Source organism: Apibacter sp. B2912, from assembly GCF_009827835.1.
Lineage (GTDB): Bacteria > Bacteroidota > Bacteroidia > Flavobacteriales > Weeksellaceae > Apibacter.
This window is the reverse complement of the sequence record NZ_WINV01000001.1, coordinates 296977-320073: the sequence shown is the minus strand read 5'-3', so window position 1 is coordinate 320073 and position 23097 is coordinate 296977. Positions and strand designations below refer to the sequence as shown.

General features: G+C 31.3%; 18 protein-coding genes. 9 read left to right on the top strand and 9 right to left on the bottom strand.

What is annotated here, in order from left to right:
* Nucleotides 1–36 precede the first annotated feature (36 nt).
* The 5 genes from GFV01_RS01375 to GFV01_RS01355 all read right to left on the bottom strand — a co-directional run bounded on the left by GFV01_RS01375 (nt 37) and on the right by GFV01_RS01355 (nt 5180).
* The gene (locus GFV01_RS01375) at nt 37–1017 is read right to left on the bottom strand and encodes a pyruvate dehydrogenase complex E1 component subunit beta (protein ID WP_160541881.1); all 981 of its coding nucleotides are present in this window, start codon (nt 1015–1017) and stop codon (nt 37–39) included.
* 272 nt (nt 1018–1289) lie between these two features.
* Nucleotides 1290–2288 carry a glycosyltransferase family 9 protein gene (locus GFV01_RS01370; RefSeq protein ID WP_370513718.1) on the bottom strand — a complete coding sequence of 333 codons (999 nt, stop codon included), beginning with the start codon at nt 2286–2288 and terminating at the stop codon, nt 1290–1292.
* A 12-nt stretch (nt 2289–2300) separates the two neighbouring features.
* Nucleotides 2301–2720 carry a SufE family protein gene (locus GFV01_RS01365; protein WP_160564272.1) on the bottom strand — a complete coding sequence of 140 codons (420 nt, stop codon included), beginning with the start codon at nt 2718–2720 and terminating at the stop codon, nt 2301–2303.
* Nucleotides 2721–2731: 11 nt separating this feature from the next.
* Nucleotides 2732–4000 carry a serine--tRNA ligase gene (gene serS / locus GFV01_RS01360; protein WP_160564270.1) on the bottom strand — a complete coding sequence of 423 codons (1269 nt, stop codon included), beginning with the start codon at nt 3998–4000 and terminating at the stop codon, nt 2732–2734.
* Nucleotides 4001–4190: 190 nt separating this feature from the next.
* Entirely contained in the window at nt 4191–5180 is a 990-nt protein-coding gene (locus GFV01_RS01355) for a helix-turn-helix transcriptional regulator (protein WP_160564268.1), read from the bottom strand.
* Between the two features lie 138 nt (nt 5181–5318).
* On the opposite strand from GFV01_RS01355, the gene GFV01_RS01350 reads away from it, so the two are divergent.
* The 7 genes from GFV01_RS01350 to GFV01_RS01320 all read left to right on the top strand — a co-directional run bounded on the left by GFV01_RS01350 (nt 5319) and on the right by GFV01_RS01320 (nt 15563).
* The gene (locus GFV01_RS01350; protein WP_160564266.1) at nt 5319–7700 is read left to right on the top strand and encodes a TonB-dependent receptor plug domain-containing protein; all 2382 of its coding nucleotides are present in this window, start codon (nt 5319–5321) and stop codon (nt 7698–7700) included.
* A gap of 13 nt (nt 7701–7713) precedes the next feature.
* The gene (locus GFV01_RS01345; protein ID WP_160564264.1) at nt 7714–8946 is read left to right on the top strand and encodes a DUF4374 domain-containing protein; all 1233 of its coding nucleotides are present in this window, start codon (nt 7714–7716) and stop codon (nt 8944–8946) included.
* 30 nt (nt 8947–8976) lie between these two features.
* Nucleotides 8977–10209, top strand: coding sequence for a DUF4374 domain-containing protein (locus GFV01_RS01340; RefSeq protein WP_160564262.1), 1233 nt, complete (start codon nt 8977–8979; stop codon nt 10207–10209).
* Between the two features lie 140 nt (nt 10210–10349).
* Nucleotides 10350–11819 carry an ankyrin repeat domain-containing protein gene (locus GFV01_RS01335; protein WP_160564260.1) on the top strand — a complete coding sequence of 490 codons (1470 nt, stop codon included), beginning with the start codon at nt 10350–10352 and terminating at the stop codon, nt 11817–11819.
* A gap of 6 nt (nt 11820–11825) precedes the next feature.
* The gene (locus GFV01_RS01330; protein ID WP_160564258.1) at nt 11826–12308 is read left to right on the top strand and encodes a DUF2271 domain-containing protein; all 483 of its coding nucleotides are present in this window, start codon (nt 11826–11828) and stop codon (nt 12306–12308) included.
* Nucleotides 12309–12312: 4 nt separating this feature from the next.
* Nucleotides 12313–14511, top strand: a complete 2199-nt coding sequence (locus GFV01_RS01325) for a PepSY domain-containing protein (RefSeq protein ID WP_160564256.1) — start codon at nt 12313–12315, stop codon at nt 14509–14511.
* A gap of 26 nt (nt 14512–14537) precedes the next feature.
* Complete coding sequence (locus GFV01_RS01320) at nt 14538–15563, top strand: FAD:protein FMN transferase (protein ID WP_255448929.1); 1026 nt, start codon at nt 14538–14540, stop codon at nt 15561–15563.
* Here GFV01_RS01320 and GFV01_RS01315 read toward each other — a convergent pair.
* On the bottom strand, nt 15560–16696 hold the full coding sequence (locus GFV01_RS01315; protein ID WP_160564252.1) for a glycosyltransferase family 4 protein: 1137 nt from the start codon (nt 16694–16696) through the stop codon (nt 15560–15562). The two genes, GFV01_RS01320 and GFV01_RS01315, sit on opposite strands and share 4 nt — an antisense overlap.
* A gap of 281 nt (nt 16697–16977) precedes the next feature.
* Entirely contained in the window at nt 16978–17835 is an 858-nt protein-coding gene (locus GFV01_RS01310; protein WP_160557098.1) for an aldo/keto reductase, read from the bottom strand.
* 112 nt (nt 17836–17947) lie between these two features.
* Between GFV01_RS01310 and araJ the strand changes: the two genes are divergently transcribed.
* Complete coding sequence (araJ, locus tag GFV01_RS01305; RefSeq protein ID WP_160564250.1) at nt 17948–19102, top strand: MFS transporter AraJ; 1155 nt, start codon at nt 17948–17950, stop codon at nt 19100–19102.
* A gap of 179 nt (nt 19103–19281) precedes the next feature.
* On the opposite strand, the gene GFV01_RS01300 is transcribed toward araJ, so the two are convergent.
* Nucleotides 19282–20775, bottom strand: a complete 1494-nt coding sequence (locus GFV01_RS01300; RefSeq protein WP_160564248.1) for a PLP-dependent aminotransferase family protein — start codon at nt 20773–20775, stop codon at nt 19282–19284.
* Nucleotides 20776–20892: 117 nt separating this feature from the next.
* Here GFV01_RS01300 and GFV01_RS01295 point away from each other — a divergent pair, with 117 nt between their 5' ends.
* Nucleotides 20893–22698: a TonB-dependent siderophore receptor gene (locus GFV01_RS01295; RefSeq protein ID WP_160564246.1), complete on the top strand. Its 1806-nt coding sequence runs from the start codon at nt 20893–20895 to the stop codon at nt 22696–22698.
* A gap of 98 nt (nt 22699–22796) precedes the next feature.
* Here the strand turns inward: GFV01_RS01295 and GFV01_RS01290 are convergent, their stop codons facing one another.
* On the bottom strand, nt 22797–23084 hold the full coding sequence (locus GFV01_RS01290) for a chaperone modulator CbpM (RefSeq protein ID WP_160564244.1): 288 nt from the start codon (nt 23082–23084) through the stop codon (nt 22797–22799).
* Nucleotides 23085–23097: the final 13 nt, after the last annotated feature.

Here is a 23097-nt window from a genome sequence, read left to right as displayed (position 1 = left end):
TTTTTTAGTTTATATTATTAAAGAAAATAACTACGATTACTTTTTATATAAAGTATTTTTAACTGCGGTTATTACTTGGTTCACATTCGGATACCATTTAGAAAATAAAGAAGAAGAATAAGGGGCTGAAGTATCAGCAGTTGTAATTCTTTTTATAGGTGCATCCAAATAATCAAAAGCTTTTTGTTGTACCATATAAGCAATTTCACTAGCAACAGATGCAAAAGGCCATTCTTCAATTAATAATACCAAACGATTGGTTTTCTTAACGGAATTAATAACAGTGTCATAATCTAAAGGTCGAACAGTTCTTAAATCTATAACTTCTGCATTAATGCCTTCTTTTTCAAGTTCAGCAGCAGCTTGTAAAGCAACTTTCATTATTTTACCAAAAGAGACAATAGTAACATCGGATCCTGGTTTCTTGATGTCTGCAACACCTATAGGGATAAGATATTCATCTTCAGGAATCTCCATTTTGTCGCCATACATTTGCTCAGATTCCATGAAAATAACAGGGTCATTATCTCTAATAGCGGATTTCAATAATCCTTTGGCATCATAAGGATTAGAAGGTACGATAACCTTTAATCCGGGACAATTCGCAAACCAACTTTCAAACGCCTGAGAGTGAGTAGCTCCTAATTGTCCGGCTGAAGCGGTTGGACCACGAAATACGATTGGTACATTCCATTGACCACCGGTCATTTGATAAATTTTAGCTGCATTATTTATGATTTGGTCGATTGCAACCAAGGAAAAATTAAATGTCATAAATTCTACAATAGGACGGCATCCATTCATGGCTGCGCCAACACTAATTCCGGTAAAACCACTTTCTGCAATAGGGGAATCAATGACTCTTTTGGCACCGAATTCGTCTACCATTCCTTTGGAAGCTTTATAAGCTCCATTATAATTAGCAACTTCTTCGCCAATCAGATAAATGGAAGGATCTCTTCTCATTTCTTCGCTCATAGCTTCACAAATTGCTTGTCTAAATTGAACTTCCTTCATTGTACTTAAAATTATTACGGCAAAAGTACAAATTTTTTGAACAATCAAATTCTTTTATGTTTAAAAAGAAAAGAAAATTTGTATAAAAATTAAGAAATAATTTTATATAAAATAAATTGACTATAGGTTTTGGCAATATTTTATATTGTTAATATGTTAATTTCTCGAACATTATCAATATTTGATATACTGTAAGTTGTTAATCTAAGTTATTAGAGTTGTTGTTATTATGAAATAACTTCTAGGTGTATAAACAGTAAAAAAATTACTAATTATAAAATAGTTTGACTTTTTATTTTATTTAGGATATAGGAACATTCCAAATTTCTTGTACATGCCCAATCATTTCTATAACAAGGTTTATTTCCAAAAATCGAGCAAGGTCGGCAAGGAAGATCATTTATTTGTATCACATCATTTAATTGTTGACCATAACCTAAAAAACCGGCAAAAGGGTGAGTAGCTCCCCAAATGGAAATAACTTTGGTTCCCACTAAAGATGATATGTGCATATTGGCAGAATCCATAGTTATCATTAAAGGCAATTGGCTAATTAAATTCATTTGTTCCTTTAAGGTAATTTGCCCTGATAAAGAATGAATATTTGGATGCATTTTCTGCCAAGAATCAAGAATCTCAGTTTCTTCCTTTCCGCCTCCAAATAAATATATTTGATAATCATCTTTTGCAAGATGTATGCAAATATCTTTCATTTTATCTAAAGGTAGCATTTTTTCCTTGTAATTTGCAAAAGGTGCAACGCCTATGGAGTTTTTCTTCTTTATAGGGTTTGATGATAATTTATGAGATAATTGTAAATCAAATCCCAATCTTCTGAAAACATCTGCGTAATATTCGGATACAGGGCGAAGTGGATAAAGTTTTTTATTTTTTCTTCGAGTTAATAATTTTTTTTCTTTACGATTTTTATCAAGGGTAGCAATTTTTTTTACATGTTTAGATAAAAATAATTTTAAAATTTTGGTTCTTAAGACATTATGTAAATCAGCTACCATAGTAGGTTCGTAAACCTTTAATTCGTCGGCAAGTTTTTTTAAACCTAAAATTCCATTATAGTTTTCGATATCTACTCCTATAAAGGTTATATTAGGAATTGATTGAAAAAAGGGAGCAAAAAAATGGCGGGTAACTATCAGCAACTCAACGTCTTTATTTTGCTCGATAAATTCTCTTATAACGGGTACAGTCATTGCGACATCTCCCATTGCAGAAAAACGAAAGACTAAAATTTTTTCTTTGATCTTACTCACTTTTTTTACTAATTATTTTTTTGCAGAGTAAGCAATTGCGTAGTATTTAATTTGTTTAATCATTGCCAATAACCCATTAGCTCGAGTAGGAGTTAAAAATTCTTGAAGACCTATTTCTTCAATAAAATTTTCATCCGATTTTAAAATGTCTTCAATGGGTTGTCCTGAATAGATGCGTACTAACATGGCAGCTATTCCTCTCGGTAAAATTGCGTCAGAATCTGCTTCAAAAAATAATTTACCATTTTCCGAACGAGTAGTTAGCCAAACCTGAGACTGACATCCTTTGATTAATTTATCTTGAGTTTTGTCTTTTTCAGGTATTTCGGGCAGAGATTTACCTAATTCAATAACATATTCATACCGTTGTTCCCAAGAGTCAAATAAATTAAATTCATTTATAAGTCCTTGTTGTATTTCAGAAATTGTCATGGAAAAAATATTTAATTAATTAAGTCGTAACCGGTATAAGGAACTAATACCTTCGGTATTTTAATTCCTTCTTCCGATTGGTGATTTTCAAGTAAAGCTGCTAAAACTCTAGGTAATGCAAGAGATGAACCATTAAGTGTATGGCAAAGCTGATTTTTTCCTTCTGATTTATATCGTAATTTTAATCGGTTTGCTTGAAAGGTTTCAAAATTTGATACTGAGCTAACTTCCAACCATCTTTCTTGAGCAGCCGACCAAACTTCAAAATCATAAGTAATTGCTGAGGTAAAGCCTAAATCCCCGCCACATAGTCGTAGTATTCGGTAAGTAAGTTGTAGTGACTCTAATAAAGATTTTACATGTTCAAACATTTCATCCAATGCCTCATAAGAATTTTCTGGTCTTTCGATTCGAACGATTTCAACTTTTTCAAATTGATGTAATCTGTTAAGCCCTCTAACATCTTTACCATAAGAACCGGCTTCTCTTCTAAAACAAGGAGAATAAGCTGTTAATTTTATTGGTAGTTGATTTTCGTTTAGCAATACATCCCTGTACATATTGGTTACCGGAACTTCTGAGGTAGGAATCAAATATAATTTGTCTTCATTAATATAATACATTTGACCTTCTTTGTCAGGAAGTTGTCCCGTGCCATATCCGGAAGCTTCATTTACTACAAATGGTGGAACAATTTCCATATAACCGGCTTCAGCATTTTTATCTAAAAAATATTGAACCAAAGAGCGTTGCAATCGAGCTCCTTTTCCTTTATAAACGGGAAAACCGGCACCGGTTATTTTTACTCCTAATTCAAAATCTATTAAATCGTATTTTTTAGTAAGTTCCCAATGAGGTAAAGCATTACTTATGATATTTTCATTTGCAGTATGCTTAAAAACCTCAAGATTATCCTCTTCATTTGTTCCTACAGGAACTAAATCGTTTGGAATATTGGGTACTTCATATAAAGTTAATTTTAACTTTTCCTCTGTTTCAGATAAACTTTGTTGCAACTTTTTAGTGGATTCTTTTAAAGAAAGAGTTTGTGATTTAGCATTTTCGGCTTCATCTTTTTTACCTTCTTTCATTAAAATTCCAATATCTTTCGAAATTTTATTCATTTCCGAAAGCTGGGAATCCAAATCAAATTGAATCTTTTTTCTGGATTCATCCAGTGAAATAATTTCATCGATAAGTTCTAATTTGCCGAAATTTCTTTTTTTTAATCCGGCTAAGACCTTTTCTTTATTATCTTTAATATATGCAACCTGTAACATATCAATGTAAACTTTAAATGGCAAATTTAGTGTAAAAAAATAAATATCTAATAAGGAATAGAAAAGCTCAGTTAAATATACGTTCAGACATTAATAAATATCTGATGAATAAAAATCATTTAAAGAATTAATAAGATGGAAAAAGAATGAAAAAGCTTTTCAAATAAGAAACGATCGATTTATTTAAAGTTTAAAGTGACTCATCTAATATATATTGTTTAGGTGTTTTTCCAAACATTTTTTTGAAGGAGGTTATAAAATGAGAAGTGCTTTTATAACCTGTTGCCAATGCAATTTCATTTATTGGGTAATGGTTATTCAACATTTGAAGTGCCTTTTTCATGCGTAATTGTATAATATAATAATGAATGGTGCAACTATAAGCCTGTTTAAATCCCGTTTTTAATTTTAGTTCATTTAAATGAATAATTTTAGAAAGCTGGTTAATTGTAGGCGGTTCTTCGTAATGGGTAGTTAAATAGGCATTAGCTAGTTCAATTTTTTTGAAATCTTCCTCTTTTATAGACTTTATTTCTTTCTTGTTGGTTGATAATTTTATAAAGATTTTTAAAAATAATTCTTTTAACTTAATTTGATAATAACTGTGACCGAATACTCCCGTTTCTTTAATTTCAATTAATTCATTTATAACGGTAAGCATATTGAAATCTATCGGTAAAACTATTTCGTTGAAATCAGAATGAATATTCCGTTGAATATCTTTACAAAAAATACTATCCAAAAACCATTTTTCATTTTTTAAGATTGAAAAAATAAAAGGTTTAGATATGAAAATACTAATAGAATAAAATGTCTTTTCATAAGGATCTATCTTAATTTTTATATTATTTTTATTTTGATAAGTCATTTGTAAAATACCGGGCTTAATACCATGAATGGTTTTATTTTTAGAAGATTCAATAGTTGCTTTTCCTTGTAATAATAATGATACTTGTATGTAGTCCTTTTCAATATTTAATGTTTGAATAAAATTATGCACTACAGAAAATTTTTGAATAAGAATACATAAACCTCCGGTATATATACTTTTTTGAATACCACTGGCAAAATGTTTTTTAAAATGGTTTTTCTTAGTAATTATAGGTGAATTAATATTTAATCTGTCTTCCAATTCAATAGTCAGTAAAAGATCTTGATTTATTTCCGAATAAATATTCATGATACTGTTTATATTATTTTTTATACCAAATATGATATTATTATATGGTTCTAAAATTATACTTTCGTAAATAATATTTATTTAGTCTAAACAAAAATAAGAAATAAAAAATTATTGAGGTCTTAAACTTACTGCTCCATGAAAGTAATTATCAATATTCTAATTATATGCTCATTTTCAACCTGTTTATACTCTCAAATGGCAGTTGTAGAAGGAATAGTTACCTCTAATACCCAAGTGTTGGAAAATTGTTCTGTTCAGGTAGACAATATAGATTATATAACTAAAACCGATCAAAAAGGATATTATAAGATAATGCTTCCTGAGGGAAAATATGGGTTAACGTTTTCAAATCCTAAATTTGAAACCCAACGTATTCCTGTTTATTTAAAAAAAGGAGAAAAGAAAAATATATCCATTAAACTTAAACCTATCACCTATACCGATATTGATAACGTTGTAATTATCGGAAAATCAGCCATACAAAAAACAAAAGAAACCCCGTATAATGTAACAGTTTTAGATGCTAAATCATTTTATAATAGCTCATTAGATTTAGCTCATATGCTTGAGAAAGCACCCGGAGTAAAAGTAAGAGAAGCCGGAGGAGTAGGTTCGGATATGTCAATTTCTTTAAATGGTTTTACGGGAAAACATGTTAAAATATTCATGGATGGTGTTCCTATGCAGGGTTTCGGTTCTGCTTTTCAATTAAACAATATTCCGGTAAATATAGCGGATCGAATCGAGATATATAAAGGAGTGGTGCCTATTGAATTTGGCACTGATGCAATAGGTGGAGTGATCAACATTGTGACGGCTCAAAGTACTAAAACCTATATGGATTTATCGTATTCTTCCGGTTCCTTCAATACCTACCGAACCGATTTAAACATGGGGCATACCTCAAAATCAGGATTTACGATTCAACTCAATGCTTTTCAAAATTATTCAGATAATAATTACAAAGTAAAGACTTCTATATTGGATTTGAAAACAAATGTCTTTTCATCCGAAAAATTTTGGGTCAAAAGATTTCATGGAAAATACCACAATGAAACAGGTATTTTAAAATTAGGTTTTATTAAGAAACGATGGGCAGATAAATTTCTAATAGGGATTACATTAGGACAAGAATTTTCCGACATACAAAATGCCAATTTAATGGAAATTGTTTACGGAATGAAAAAACGAATGGGTACAACTGTTATGCCTTCTTTAGTTTATGGGAAAAATAATTTTTTGATCAATAAATTAAATCTTAAACTCACGGCAAATTATAATAGAAATTATAATAAAAATACGGACACTGCAGCCAGACAATACAATTGGTTAGGAGACTATGTACCCAAAAAAACTAGAGGTGAAGGCATTTATTCTCTTTCAAAATTTTATAATGATAACTATTCCTCAACAGCAAATTTAACTTATCGATGGAATGATATGCATTCCTTTGCTATAAATGATGTTCTTTCCGGCTACAAAAGAAAGAAATCTGATCGGGTTTCTATAGTGGAAATCGGTTCCGTGCGCGATACTATGAGAAGAACCAATTTGAAAAATATTTTAGGAGGTTCTTATAGTTTTAATTATAAAAATATATGGAATGCGAATGTTTTTGGTAAATATTACTATCAAAAAGTGAAAGGTCCTAAAAATATTTCTACCATAACCAATAGTACAAAATATATTGAAAACACGGAAAAATTTAACACCAACGGGTATGGCTTAGCCGTCACTTATTTTTTGAAAGATTTTCAGTTTAAGGGATCATTAGAAAAGGCATACCGTCTGCCCACAGATAATGAACTCTTTGGGGATGAAGTATTAGAATTGGGAAATTCAGTTTTAAAAGCTGAAAATTCCATGAATTACAATTTAGGAATCCTTTTAAATAAACAATTTAAAAATAATAATGTTATCTACTTTGATGTCAGTGGTTATATAAGAGATACTAAAGATTATATCCGAAGAATTATTGAACAACATTATGGTATAGCAACTTATGTCAACCACGGAAAAGTAAAAAATATTGGAATAGATGCTGAAATAAAATTCTATTACAGAAATAAATTTTCGTTAGGAGGAAATGTAACCTACCAAAATTTAAGGAATAAAGAGCGATATTCTTCCGTCAGTGGAAACAGGAAAGATATTACCTTTAATGACAGAATACCTAATGTTCCTTATTTTTTCGGCGCAATTGATGCAGCATATTTTATTAACGATCGGGTAAAAAGAAAAAATAATTTAAGTATTGGTTATACATTCAACTTTATTGAAAAATTTTATCTTAATTGGGAAAGTTTGGGAAATAAAAAATCGAAATACACTTTACCCCGACAACTATCACATGATCTAATTATAAATTACACTCTCTACGAAAGTTCATTAAGTGTTTCATTGGAACTTAAAAATATCACCAATGAATTTCTTTATGACAACTACAGTTTACAAAAGCCCGGTAGGGCTTATTATATCAAGCTAAGATATTCATTTTCAAAATCACATAAAAAGTAAATAAATCAATAATATGAGAAATAGATCATTTAAAAGAAAATTCCTTTTAATAGCAGCACTATCAGTTTTCATAGTGGGATGCGGAAGCGATGACAATGATAACCTATCAGAAAATCCGGGAACAGATTCTGCTACACAAAAATTTGTTATAGCTGCAACTATGGGCAGTTCCAGCTATATGTTAACTTCCGATAATCTGGATATAGGCAGAACCTCGCTATCGGGAAATGGCGTGGAAGTTGGAAGAGTATTTACACATTTTATAAATAACCACTATAAATCATTAGTAGGGCTGGTATACGGACAAGGAGGTGCATACGTTGGATATTGCTTCATTTTGGCTCCAAACGGCAAAATTCAAAAATTAAAGGGAGATCAGGACATGGGATTTCAAGTAAACAGTTATAATACCGTTGGAAATTTCGGAAATTATATGATTTCTGCACGAGGATCACAGGCTTTAGCAGACGGAACGACAGGAGCCATCTTCAGTTTTATAGAACAAGAAGGAACAAATATGTCTATAACCCAAAAAACATTACATACCGATAATATAGTTGGAAACGGTTATAATCCAACGATTAGCGGAATTGTTGATACCGAAAATGGAGAATTTCTTACCTCAGCCGTTAGTCCCAATGATCCCGATAAAGTGCATGTGTTAGCTTTAGACGCAAATTTAAATGTTAAACGAATTTATTCGGATGATAGAATTAGTTACTCTGCAGGAAGATGGCGATCTGCCATGTATTCTCAAATAGGAAAAGATGATAACGGAAATACCTATGTATTTTCAGGTTCATACGAAAGCGCTACCACAAAACCAGCGGGTGCGTTATGTATAAAAAAAGGAAGTACTGCCTTCGATAAAGATTACTATTTTAATATTGAACAAGCCTCAGGTGGCTATCGATTTCGTAAAGTATTTCATATAACGGAAGACTATTTTCTGTTAGAATTTTATAACGAATTGAACTATAACATTATAAGCCCTGCCTCTCAATATGCAATTCTAAAAATGAGCACCAAAAATTTTAATTGGCTAAGAGATGGTTTCCCATCTAAAGAACAAATTACGGCAACGGGATGGCCATTAAGTTATGACGGTAAAATATATCTTCCGGTTACCACTTCTAATGAACAACCTACCGTATACGTGATCGATCCTAAAACTACTTCAGCTAAAGCAGGATTAGTGGTTGAAGCAGATGGCATTACGGGATTATCCCTGTTAAAAAAACAATAAATTTCAATAAACTCTTAAATAAAATATAGTATGAAAAAAACAAATTTTATCCAAAAAGTATTAGTAAGCTTTTTGGCCGGATGCATGACTATATCATGTAGTAGCGATGATGATAATACGATAGCCACACAACCCCTACCCACTAAAGCAGATAAGTTTGTAATAGCGGCTGCTCCCGGGAGTGGAAAATTAGGTACAGGAACTTATTTTTTGACTGTCAATCATTTAGATAGCGGTAAAGATAGTATTTCAGGAAATTCTAATTCAGTGAAAACAACCAGTTCTTTTACACAGATCGTAGTAAACAATGCAAGCACATTGGTTGGATTTATTTATCCCAACGGATCAGATTTAGGGCAAGGAAAATCAGGATGCAGAGCATTTAAATATGACACAGATGATAAAATGAAAGAATTACAAGGAAGTCCGATAATTATTGGTAGATTTTCAGTTACAGGAAATTTTGGAAAATATATTTATGCCATATCCAATAAAGACAACAGCTTTCTGTATGAAAGAAATGGAGATAATATATCAATGATAGATAAACCGATCGACCTTTCTTCACATATGATAGAAGATAAGAAGCCCACCATTACAGGAATTGCAGACAGAGGAAATAACGAAATAGCTGCTGCATTTAAATATACAAATTCAGATAATGTTTATGTTGCCTTGATGGATTATAATATGACTATTAAATTAGTCATTAACGATTCGCGTCTAAGCTTTTCAGGAGGCCAATGGAAAGGTGCTGTATATTCTCAAATTTGGCCGGATGGATCAGGAAACGTATACGTATTTTCAGGTGCCGGATCCGGGAATACCACTGCTAAAAAAGCCGGTGCTTTAAAAATTAATAAAGGTTCTCAAACATTCGATTCAAATTATTATTTTGATATTGAAACTGCTTCAGGAGGATATAAATTCAGAAAAGTTTTTCCGATTACTAAAGATTACTATTTACTTGAATTTTACAATGAAACAACAAGTTCCGGAAACGGTTCCAAAGCAACACGTTTTGCAGTCGTTAAAATGGACTCTAAATCTTTTAAATGGGTAGAAGGAATTCCGGACTATACCCAAGTGTCAAGTAACGGATGGCCGTTAGCACATAAAGGTAAAATATATTTACCATTAAATCCGGTTAGCGGAAATTCAGCCATATATGCCATAGATCCGGTAACGGCAACAGCCAATAAAGGATTTGAACTTTCCAATGATAAGGAGCATATTAGAGCGGTCACTTTCTTGAAAAATTAATTAATTTTACTCAGATAATTTTTTAATAAAAGCAGTTGAATTATTCAACTGCTTTAAACTATTTTGTTTTTATTTAGTCTATATAAGTATTATTGAAAAAAAATTACTATTATAGTGCTCTCATTTAAAATATAAAAAAAATGAAAAGAAGTTTCGTAACTCTCCTTTGCATGGCATCCATTTGGATGAATGCTCAAATAAATAATACCTTGTTAGATAATAACTTTTGGAAAAATAAACCCGATTTACAAGCAGTTGAAACAGAAATTAAAAAAGGTAACAGTCCGAATGAGTTTAATGATAACAAATTTGACGCTGTTACAGTTGCCATACTAAATGAAGCCCCTTTAGAAACCATTAAATACCTGTTAAAACAGAAAGGAAATGACATAAATAAATTAACTCATGATAACAGAATTTATTTACATTGGGCAGCTTTAAAAGGAAACACAGAATTAATAAAATTTTTAATCGATAAAAAGAGCAATATCAATTTAGAAGATTCCCACGGGCTCACTCCTTTAGTATTTGCAGCAAATGCAGGACAAACCGATGTTGAAATCTATCGCTTGTTTTTTGATGCCGGATTAAATCCTAAGCAAAAATATAAAAACGGGGCAACCATTTTGCTTTTAGCTATTCCCTATGATTCTGATCTTCACCTTACCGATTATTTACAATCCAAAGGTCTTTCTTTATCGGATACAGATGATAAAGGAAGCACAGCATTTGATTATGCGGCCAGAAAAGGCGATATAGAATTATTAAAAAAATTGAAAACAAGAGGGGTAAAAAGCACCAACAATGCTCTTTTACTGGCAGCAGAAGCTACACGGAGAACAGCCAATACCTTAGATGTTTTTAAATATTTGGTAGAGGATATAAAATTAAATCCTTTAGTTGTCAATGACAATCAACAAACCGTACTTCATATAGTCGCAACAAAACCTGATCAGGCAGAAATTATCAACTATTTTATTTCTAAAAAGGTTGATCCACAAAAAAAAGATAAAGAAGGAAATACAGCATTTATAAAAAGTGCTTCAGGAAAAGATATTAAAAATACACAAGTATTTTTACCTTTAGTTAAAAATATCAATGAAGTTAACAATAAGGGAGAAAGTGCTCTAATGTTAGCAGTAAAATCTAGTACACCGGAAATGATTGCTTTGTTACTTGCTAATGGAGCTAATATAAATCAGAAAGATAACAAAGGAAACAGTTTGGTTTATTATCTTATCCAATCTTATCATCCTAGAAATAAAGATTTTGATGCAAATTTAGAATTACTAAAAGATAAAGGAGTAGATTTTAATGCAAAACAAGAAGATGGCAATATCCTCTATCATTTAGCAGTCGGTAAAAATGATATCAATTTGATTAAAAAAATTTCAGGATTAAAAGTAGACGTTAATACAGCTAATAACGAGGGGATAACTCCTTTACAAAGAGCTGCAATGATTGCTAAAGACGATACTATTTTGAAATATCTGCTATCTTTAGGTGCAAAAAAAGACCTAAAAACAGAGTTTGGAGAAACAGCCTATGATTTAGCAAAAGAAAACAAAATCTTAACTCAAAATAAAGTATCCGTTGATTTCTTAAAATAATCTATTATGAAGATGAATATTAAAATAGCAGCTTACAGTTTACTTCTAATGTTGTTGCCTTTTATGGGCCTTGCACAGACTCATAAATATAAATGTCTACTTCAAATGAATAATTATATAGGAGAAGGTGCCTACATAGTAGTATCATTAATTTCTCCGCAAGGTCAATATGAAAAGACATTATATATAATGGGAGAAGATAAAAGATGGTATAATACCTTAAAAGAATGGCATAAATACAATTCAAAAAAGAAAACTATAGATGCTAAAACCGGAGCATCCGTAACCGGCGGAGACCGTAGCATAACCACGTTGGAAATTGAAGATTCTAAAATTGATAAGGGATATAAACTCCGATTTGAAACCGCTGTTGAAGATCAAAATTATTATGTAAAAGATCTGGAAATCCCTTTAAATTCTCAAGCCTTTACGGGTAAAATATCCGGAACGGGATATATAAATTATGTGAGACTAAGTAAGATTCAATAATTCAATGACGCTTTCCATTTGGAGATATGCTCACTTAACTTTAGCATTAGTTTCTTTCATATTTTTGAGTATGGCTTCCATAACGGGATCCATACTTGCTTTTTATACAATTGAAGAAAATACGTCACCATATTGCATTCATGATTTAAATCGTATTAGTATTGCGCAGACTCTTTCAGCATTACAATCTACTGTTCAGGAAATTTCTGAATTGGAAATTAATGAAAAATCGTTTGTAAAATTACAAGGTACCGATACGAATGGGGAGGAGGTAGTAGGATACATAAACCCTAAAACGGGAACTATCATAGGAAAACCTCAAAAAAACAATTCTTTTATCTTGTGGGTTACCTCATTACATAGATCCCTGTTTATGCATGAAACCGGACGTATACTTGTGGGTATCAATTCATTTTTACTTTTTTTAATAGCAACTTCAGGAAGCATACTTATAATAAAAAGACAGAAAAAATTCAGCAACTTTTTTTCAAAAATAAAAAAAGCATCTTTTTCTCAATATTACCATACTTTGTTTGGACGTGTACTGCTTATACCTATTGGTATAATTTCATTAACCGGAAGTTATCTATGTTTAGAAAGGTTTCATTTTTTTTCCAAAGAAGGTGAGAAAATTATTTTTCATTCCCCTCAAGATCAAACTACAACAAAGAAACTATTATATAAAGATATCCCTCTTTTTTCACGAATTAAACTTTCAGAAGTTCGTAAAATAGAATTTCCGTTTTCCGATGATCCCGACGAATATTTTATTTTAAAATTAAAAGATAAAGAATTAACCGTCAGTCCTTTAACAGGTGAGGTTGTCTCTCAAGTTAATCATCCGATTTCAAAAAAGTTAGCAACTCTAAGTTTAGACCTTCATACCGGCAGAACTCATGTAGTTTGGGCTGTCATTCTTTTTATAGCCGGTGTATATATATTGTTTTTTATAGTTTCAGGATTTACCATAACTTTGAAAAGAGGAAAACGTAGTTTTAAAAATAAATACCTCCCTGAAGATAGCCAAATTATACTATTGGTAGGATCAGAAAATGGAAGTACGTTCAACTTGGCTCATTCAATTCATCAACAAATGGTTTCGCAAAATTATCGATCCTATTTAACAGAGCTTAATAAGTACCAAATATATCCAAAAGCGGAATATATACTAGTTTTAACTTCAACCTATGGACTGGGAGATGCTCCTTCAAATGCGCGTAAATTCGAAACACTTCTAAAAGAAAATCCACAAAACCAAAACGTTAAGTTCAGTGTAGTTGGGTTTGGATCAAAATCCTATGAAGATTACTGTTTGTTTGCTAAAACTGTAGACGAACAAATCAAAAAAGAGGCATGGAGCGAATCGATATTAGATTTACACACAGTAAACGACCAATCAATAGATGAGTTTACAACATGGATAAAAGAATGGAATAATAAAACGGGTATCAAACTATATGCTGATGCCAAATTTTATACAAGTAAACCCAAAAATCGTATAAAAATGAAGATAGAGGAGGTTTACATACCTAATGATTCTAAAGAAACTTTTATAGTACAAATACATCCCGGTAAACAAAAATTTACTTCAGGAGATATCCTTGCTGTTTATCCCTGTAAAGACAATAAGGAAAGATATTATTCCATAGCTAAAGTCAATCATAACATACAGTTATCAATAAAATATTATCCGAGCGGCTTGGCGTCAGAATATTTAATAAATCGGAAAAAAGGAGATACCATATACGGGAAAATCTTAACTAACACTTCTTTTCATTTTCCCGAAAAAGCAAATAAAGTAGTTATGATTGCCAATGGAACAGGAATAGGTCCCTTTTTAGGAATGATCGATCAAAATTTAACCAAAGTTAAAACTTATTTGTATTGCGGATTCAGACAACGAAGTGAAATGGTAGATCAATATATTTGTTTTTTGAAAGAACAAATAAACAAAGGATATTTAGAACAATATAATTTTTCGTATTCATCAGATACAGAAAATAAATATGTGATGGATTTAATTCAAAATGACAGAAATTTTTTTGTTAATTTATTGGAAGAGGGAGGAGTAATCATGATTTGTGGAGCCTTGCAAATGCAACTGGAGGTTGAAAAAGTCTTGGATGAGGTTGTTTTTGTAGATAGCCTAAAAAAATGTAATGATTACAAAAGAAAAGGACTAATTGTAACCGATTGTTATTAATGAATTTCAAGAAAAATAGTAAATATATGAGAGGGAAATATGTACTATTGGCAGCATTATTTGTATTATCTTACATAAACATTAATTCGCAAGTACAACGAAACCGCACAGCAACATTAATGGGTTGTAAATTTGACTTTTCAATACTAGCAGAAGATTCCCTACAAGCAGAAAAATACATAGATAAGGCTATCGATGAAATAGTACGGATTGAAAATTTAATATCGGATTGGAAGCCTGATTCACAAGTTTCAAAGGTTAACCAAAATGCAGGTATACAGCCCGTAAAAGTAGATAGAGAAGTATTGGAACTTACTCGAAGAGCTATTAAAATCTCAGAGATTACAGAAGGAGCATTTGATATAAGTTTTGCAGCTATGGATAAAATTTGGAAATTTGACGGTTCTATGAAAAAAATGCCCTCAGAGGAACGAATCAAAGAATCCATAAAGAAAATAGGCTATAAAAATATCATTATAGATACTTTAAACTCAACTCTCTTTTTAAAGCTCACCGGAATGAAAATCGGATTTGGATCCATAGGAAAAGGATATGCAGCTGATAAAGCAAAAGAACTAATGGTGAAGAATAATGTAAAAGCGGGGATAATCAATGCTTCAGGAGATATAAGTGTTTGGGGGCATAAAATTAATGGAGAATATTGGAACATTGGAATAATTAATCCCTTTGAGCCTTCGGATATTACAGGTTTTTTTACACTTAAAGATGAATGCGTCACAACATCCGGTTCTTATGAAAAATATGTCGAATTAGAAGGAAAAAAATATTCTCATATTATCGATCCTCGCACGGGATATCCCGTAAAAGGAATTAAAAGTGTCAGTGTGATAGGTCCGAATGCAGAAACGGCCAATGGATTCAGTACCTCAATAATGGTACTCGGAGTAAAAGCCGGACGCAAACTCATTAACCACTATCCGGATTATAGTTGCCTCATTATTACAGATGCGGGGAAAGTTCGTAAATCAAAGTATTTTAAAACAAAAGTAGAATTTTATAATAAAAAAATAAAGTCTGCAGCCCGACTTTAACTTTCTACTAAACGTTGAAACAAATTCATCCATTTTTGCATGATTATATCCTGTGAATAACGCAGAATATTTTCAGAAGCCGCTTTTCCCATTTGTTTTCTAATAGTTTCATTTTCTATTAAGTAGGAGAGTTTTTGAGCAAAAATTTCTTTATCATTAAAAGGAACTAATAATCCGTCTACTTCATCATGGATAATTTCTTTAGGTCCGCATTTGCAGGTATAGGAAACAGGAGGGACTCCATGAACCATAGATTCAATTAATGTCAATGGAAATCCTTCATATTTTGAAGTCATAGCATAAATGGAACTATTTAGCAAAACTGAACTTATATCTGAAGTCGCCGGATGTAATTCAATGTTGGAATTTAAATTTAATCGATCAATCATTTCTTCAAGCTCTCTTTTTTTCTCACCATTACCATATAGTAACAATTTCCAATCCGGATGTTTTTGAACAATAGTGTTCCATATTTCAATATGATGATCAAACTGTTTTTGCTGGTTTAATCGGCCTAAGCTAATTACTATTTTATTTTCAAGAGATGCATGAGTTTTAGGTAATATAGTAAGTGGATTTTCAATTACCTCAAGGTTGGGAAGATTATTTCCCCAGGATTCTCTATCTTCATTCGTTAAAACTATAAATCGGTCAAAATTCTTACCAATATCATAATCTGTTTTACGGTATAAATACGTTATGATTCTTCCTAGAAAATAATTATCCAATTTTGAATAATATTGCGCACGTTTGTATTTAGCGAAATGTCGTTCAATAATTTTTTTACTTCCATCATTTAACTCAAAAATATATTTCGAGTACTTACAAAAAGTGGAAATAGCTATATCGGGCTTAATTTCCTGAAAAAGATTTCCGATTGTTTGAAGAAAAATTTTTTTATTTTTTTTAAAATTAATATGTTTTTTCAATCCCCTATCTTTTTCAAAATCCAAATTCAAATAATGAAATTTAATACGGGAATCAAAGTTGAAAAAAGGCTTTTGAGAAGATGGATATATAACGACAATATGAACTTCATAGTCTTTGTCAACCAAATAATTGGCCTTAATTGAAATCACACGTTCTATTCCTCCGGAATTATGAATGTTACCTATACAGTATGCAATTTTCATTTAGGAATTGGTTTTTAATTACGATAACGTCTAAAAAATTTTTACAATATTATGTAAATATTTTTTAGCTGTAATTAGTTGAATTTTAACTTAGGAAAGTTTACTCTTATATTAAGTATATACTTTTTGTCTATAAAGCAAATTCAAGGTTATAAGAAATAGTATTTATAAAAAAGAATTAATAAATATTTCAATATGTATAATTAAACTCCAAAAAAATTGATATATTTTTTTGAGTTTAAATGAATCTTTTTTTTTAAATGAGATATATGATAGTTTGATTATTTGATTCCCTTTTTAGCAAAATATTCCAAAAAATGATCGGGATGAGCTCCGGTTCGATCATTGGAATCTAAAGAATCTATTTTTTTTACATCTTCATCACTTAAATGAAAATCGAAAACATCAGCATTGGAAATAATTCTTTCTTTTTTTGTACTTTTCGGAATAGTAACTACCCCTTTTTGCAAATCCCATCGAATAATAATTTGTGCTACATTTTTATTATACTTATGAGCTAATTCTATAAGTAAAGGATCGTTAAACAAAGCCCCTCTTTTTAAAGGAGACCAAGCTTCGTATTGAATTTGATTTTTTTTGCAAAAATCCAATAAATCTTGTTGTACTAAATTGGGGTGGAATTCCATTTGATTAACCATAGGAACGGTTTGTCCCAAATCTATAATTTTTTGGATATGATGCTGCAAAGAATTACATAAACCTATTGCACGTATTCTACCCGCCTTATATAATTCTTCCATTGCTTTCCATGCTTCTAAATAGAAATCCGGATGAGGCCAATGGATTAAATATAGATCAAGATAATCAAGACCAAGTTTTTCCATAGATTCATCAAATGCTTTAAAAGTGTCCTCATATCTTTGTCTGCTGAACCATATTTTGGTAGTTACAAAAATTTCTTCACGAGGAATTGAAGCAGATTGGATGGCTTTTCCAACTCCTTCTTCATTATAATAATAAGCAGCCGTATCAATATGACGATATCCTGCATCTAAGGCATCATGTATAGCAGTAATTACTTCTTGTCCTCCGTCAGCTTTATACACACCTAAACCCAAATAAGGCATTTTTACACCGTTGGAAAGAGTAGTTGTTCCTGAAATATCTGTTATATTCATGATTCCTGTATTATAATTTAATCAAATATACGATAAATATTTTTTTGCCGGAAACTGCGGAATAAGGAATAATTTCCTATAATTTTGTTTAGTAAAAAGGCAGTTAAAAAATATGAAAAAATCTACCATAGCGTTAGCTTTAGGTACTTTAGGATTAGGAATGTCTGAATTTGGCATGATGGGCATACTTCCGGATATTGCAAGAGATATGTCTATAAGCATACCAAAAGCAGGGCATTTTATATCGGCATATGCTCTCGGGGTAGCTATCGGAGCCCCCTTATTGGTTTTAATATCCGGTAAACTTCCCTTAAAAAGAATATTGTTAATTCTTATTTTAATCTTCATATTAGGTAATTTATTTTTTTCTTTGATTTCGTATTATGAATTGAATGTATTGTTCAGGTTTATTTCAGGTCTTCCACATGGCGCTTATTTTGGTGTCGGTTCCATTGTTGCCAGTAAACTGGCACCTAAGGGAAAAGGAACTTCTGCCGTTTCGGGAATGATTTCAGGAATGACGATTGCTAACCTCTTAGGGGTTCCCTTGGGTACATTCATAAGCCATCATTTTTCGTGGAAAATTACATACTTTCTTATAGCTTTATTAGGAATCATAATTTTCATATCCATTAAAAAATTTGTTCCTGAATTGAAACCGCTTCCCTATACTAGATTTAAAGATCAATTTCATTTTTTGAAGAACTTGAATCCGTGGCTGATTGTCGTAACAACCATTGTAGGAAATGGAGGTATATTTTGTTGGTATAGTTATATAAATCCAATTATGACCCATTCGGTTGGCTTTTCAGAAGAATCTATGACAGGAGTAATGATGTTTGCAGGTTTGGGAATGGTAGTTGGAAATCTGTTGAGTGGAAAATTATCGGATAAATATTCTCCGCAAAAGGTAGCTACAGTTACCCAAGGGTTGGCAATGCTATCCTTATTATTTTTCTTTTTTTTCAGCAAATCTCAAATCCTTTCGTTACTACTTATGTTCCTTTGTACAGGTTGTCTTTTTGCCGTATCAGCTCCTCAACAAATTTTATTGTTGCATAACTCAAGAGGAGGAGAGATGTTAGGTTCTGCAATGGCACAGGTAGCTTTTAACATAGGAAATGCTTTAGGCGCTTATTTAGGAGGTATTCCTATCAGTAAAAATTATCCCTATGAATATAGTGCTTTGCCGGGTGTTGTATTAACATTCATTGGGTTTCTAGTGTTTATATATTACACCCTTTTCAGAGCCAAGCTGAGTAACTGAGTGATTGTACTATTATCTAATTGATTCAAAAATCAACTTAAAAACTTCAAATTTAACTTATAGACTGTCGGTTTTAAAATTTCAAAACGAAAAGTAGTAACGTTGAAAAATGTCGTTACGATCTAATATAATTTTTATAAATATTTTATTAAATGATTGATTAATTGTGGATAATGGATCTATTTTTTTTCTAAACGTGATAAAGCTGATTTGATTTTATAGATGATTTCCTCCATTTCTTCTGTGGTAAAACTTCCAAATCCCAATCTCATAGCAGATAAATTGTGCGTTTGATAAAGCAAGGACTTAGGAATGAGCAAATCTTCCTTTAGACAATACTCTCGTAATTTCATCAAATTTACCGATGAATTCCATTGTGTCCAAAAAGCCAATCCACCGGTTGGCAAAGAAAAATTTAAATAATTCTTCAAATGAGTGTTTAATAAAGATGCCAGAAAATTTCTTCTTTCTTTATAAATAGCAGAGGTTCGTCTCAGGTGTCTGTTAAATTCACCTTCTTCAATAAGTTCGCCCAAAGCATATTCCATAAAAATATCTCCTTGCCTGTCAAGCATGTTTGATAATTTTTGCATTTCTAAAATTAAATCCTCAGGAGCGATCACAAAGCCTTTACGGAATCCCGGGGCTAAAGATCTTCCAAACGAACCGATATAAACGACCATTCCAGAGGTATCTGCACTGGCAAGAGGCAGAATCCGATTGTTTTCGTAATGAAAATCATAATCATAATCATCCTCTAAAATAATGAATCCATACTGTTGAGATAATTCCAACAATTCCATACGACGTTTCACACTTAATGAAACCGTTGTTGGATAATGATGGTGTGGAGTTATATATAACATACGAATCTTTCTTTTTTGACAAATTTTTTTAACAGCATCCGGAGAAATGCCTTCTTCATCAACAGGAATGGTTATTATATCTGCACCGACTTTTTGCAGAATCATATTGATTAGAAAATAACTAGGTTCTCCGACCAATACAATATCTTTTGGGGTAATAAGTAATTCTGCTGCTATATAACCTCCCATTTCGATGCTTCGCGTGATAAGTAGATTTTTTGGTGAAATATGTAATCCCCGAGATAGATTTAAAAAATTAGATAAGTTTTTTTTTAGATATTCACTTTTTTCAGGAACTTCATTATTTCCTTTGGTAAAATGTCTTTTTCTTTTAAGGTTCGATGAATAAAGGCTCGATAAGGTATTCATTTGTAAAAGTCGAGTATCGGGTCCACCATCGTTTAACATCCATGAGCAAGTTGAAGTTTCAAAAGGGTTATCCAATAAATTGGAAGTTCTATATGAAAATCCCGTTTTAGAAGGATAATGAGTCAAAGAATCTTTAGATATGGATTTAATTTTTTTATTAGTCACATTGTCTTTTTGAATGATAAAACTGCCCTTATTGGGATGTACTTCAATCCATCCTTGTGCATGCAATTCATCATATACTTTAACGATCGTGTTGCGATTTACTTGAATAAGGTTACTTAAAATACGCGTTCCGGGAAGTCTCATACCTATACTTAAATAACCTCTTTGAATAGCATTGATGATCTGAGTGGTAATTTGTAGATATACAGAAACTTTAGCGTTTCGGTCGATATGTATCAAGCTGTAATAAGGTAGTAAATCCGGACTAGTCATAATAATAAAACTGGTATAGTTTAATCATCCGGAAAGTTACTACTTTTGTATAAACTAACTAGTATAAAAATAAATTTTAACTAACTACTGCGAAAATTTGCTGTGAACAATAGAATTATGAAACTATTTTATTCAATTATTGCCTTGTTTATATGTTTAGTACTGGTTGCGCAGGAGAGTAAAGAACTTGAAGGAGTTGTAATTCAAGGGAAAACACTTTCCTTACCTTATAATAAAACTTCACAAGATGTTCAAATAATTACGAAAGAACAAATCAAAGCTATGCCTGCCTCCAGTATTGAAGAAGTTCTTTCTTATTATTCAGGAATAGATATAAGACAAAGAGGAGCGCATGGAGTACAAGCCGATATTAGTATAAGAGGAAGTTCTTTTGAACAAGTATTAATTCTTATCAATGGAATACGCATGAATGATAGCCAAACCGGACATAATACCATGAATCTTCCGTTAGATTTAGCATCCATTGAACGAATTGAAATAATTAAAGGACCTGCAGCTCGTCGTTTTGGACAAAATGCATATGCCGGTGCTATTAATATTGTTACTCGTCCGTCTACCAAGAATGATATAACAATTTCAGGATCTTTAGGTGATTTTAATACGACATCTTTAGGTGCTTCATTAAATGTTTCAGGAAAAAAGTTTTCTCAATTTATTCAAGCGGAAACTTCACAATCTGATGGATATCGTTATAATACGGACTATCAAGTTAAAAATGTTTGGTATCAGAATCAGTATAAATTAAACGGGGGAGAACTTCGTTTACAAGGAGGATTTATTGATAAAAAATTTGGAGCCAACGGATTTTATTCATCCCCATTAGCAAAAGATCAATACGAAGCGATTCAAACTTCCTTGGTTAGCATTGGTTGGAATCAAAAATCAGGTAAATTCAAATGGGAATCCAATGCATATTGGAGAAGGTCTCAAGACGAATATATTTTCGAAAGACATAATCCCTCAAAATATAGAAACCTTCATATAGGTAATAATGCAGGTATCGAAGCCAATACAAACTATTCATCTTCTTTAGGAATCACCGGCGTTGGATTGGACTTTAGAAAGGAATATTTATCTTCCAATAATTTAGGTGAAAATCAACGGACAGTTTATTTTGCATTTTTGGAACATCGATTTATGTTTTTTAAAAACAGATTGGATATTACTCCGGGAATAAGCTTTTCCGACTATTCGGATTTTGGGAATTTTTGGTATCCGGGAATTGATATTGGATACAGTATAAACCAACAAAATAAATTATTTGCTAATTTAGGAAAAACCTATAGAGTTCCTACGTATACAGATCTTAATTATACAGACCCGGTCACAGAAGGAAATTCCAATTTAAAACCTGAGAATGCTTTGTCTTATGAATTGGGATATCGATTGAATCATAAAAACATAAAAACTACCATCAGCCTTTTTAGAAGGGAATCAAGAAAAAGTATAGATTGGACAAAAGATAGTGAAGAAGGTAAATGGAAACCCGAAAATATTTCAAGAATAAATACGGATGGTGTAGAAGTTGATTTTAATTATTCTTTTACGGCACTCTTCATAAAATCAATTAATTTAGGTTATACCTATTTGGATAAAAATTTAAAATATTCTGACCGAGCGTACTCTAGATATTCATTAGATAATTTAAGACATCAGTTAGTAGTAAAAGTAGAGCATAAACTTCTCAAGAATATATCCAATCAAATAATTTATAGATACAATGACAGAGTAAAATTAGATGATTACCATTTATTGGATGATCGTCTTATGTATCAAACCAATCACTTACAGTTATACATCCAAATGACCAATATTTTCAATAATAAATATACAGAATCAAATTTGGTACCCATGCCGGGAAGATGGATACAAGGAGGAGTAGTTTTTAAGAATTTTTTATAAAGTTTGTACATATATGTTAATAGCCATACATTTTTAAGATGTATGGCTATTATATTTTCATTGCTAAATTTAATTTTTAAATAACAGAATATTTTTATTTATTCATAAAATTTAAGCCTGTTTTTAAGTTCGGTCATCTCAAGTTGGAGTTTACGTATTTTAAAAAGTAAATTTTTTACAGCATCAATTCCTGCAAGGTTTATATCCATATCATAAAACATTCTGGAATAAGATTCCAAATCGGAAAGAATATCAAAAGGAATGTATTTTATTTCCTCCTTTTGAACGGTATGGATAATACCCAAATTTTCTAAATCCTCAATAAATGATACATCTACATTATAATGTATGGAATATTCTTCTATAGTTATCAAATCATTTTTCATGTATCAGATAATT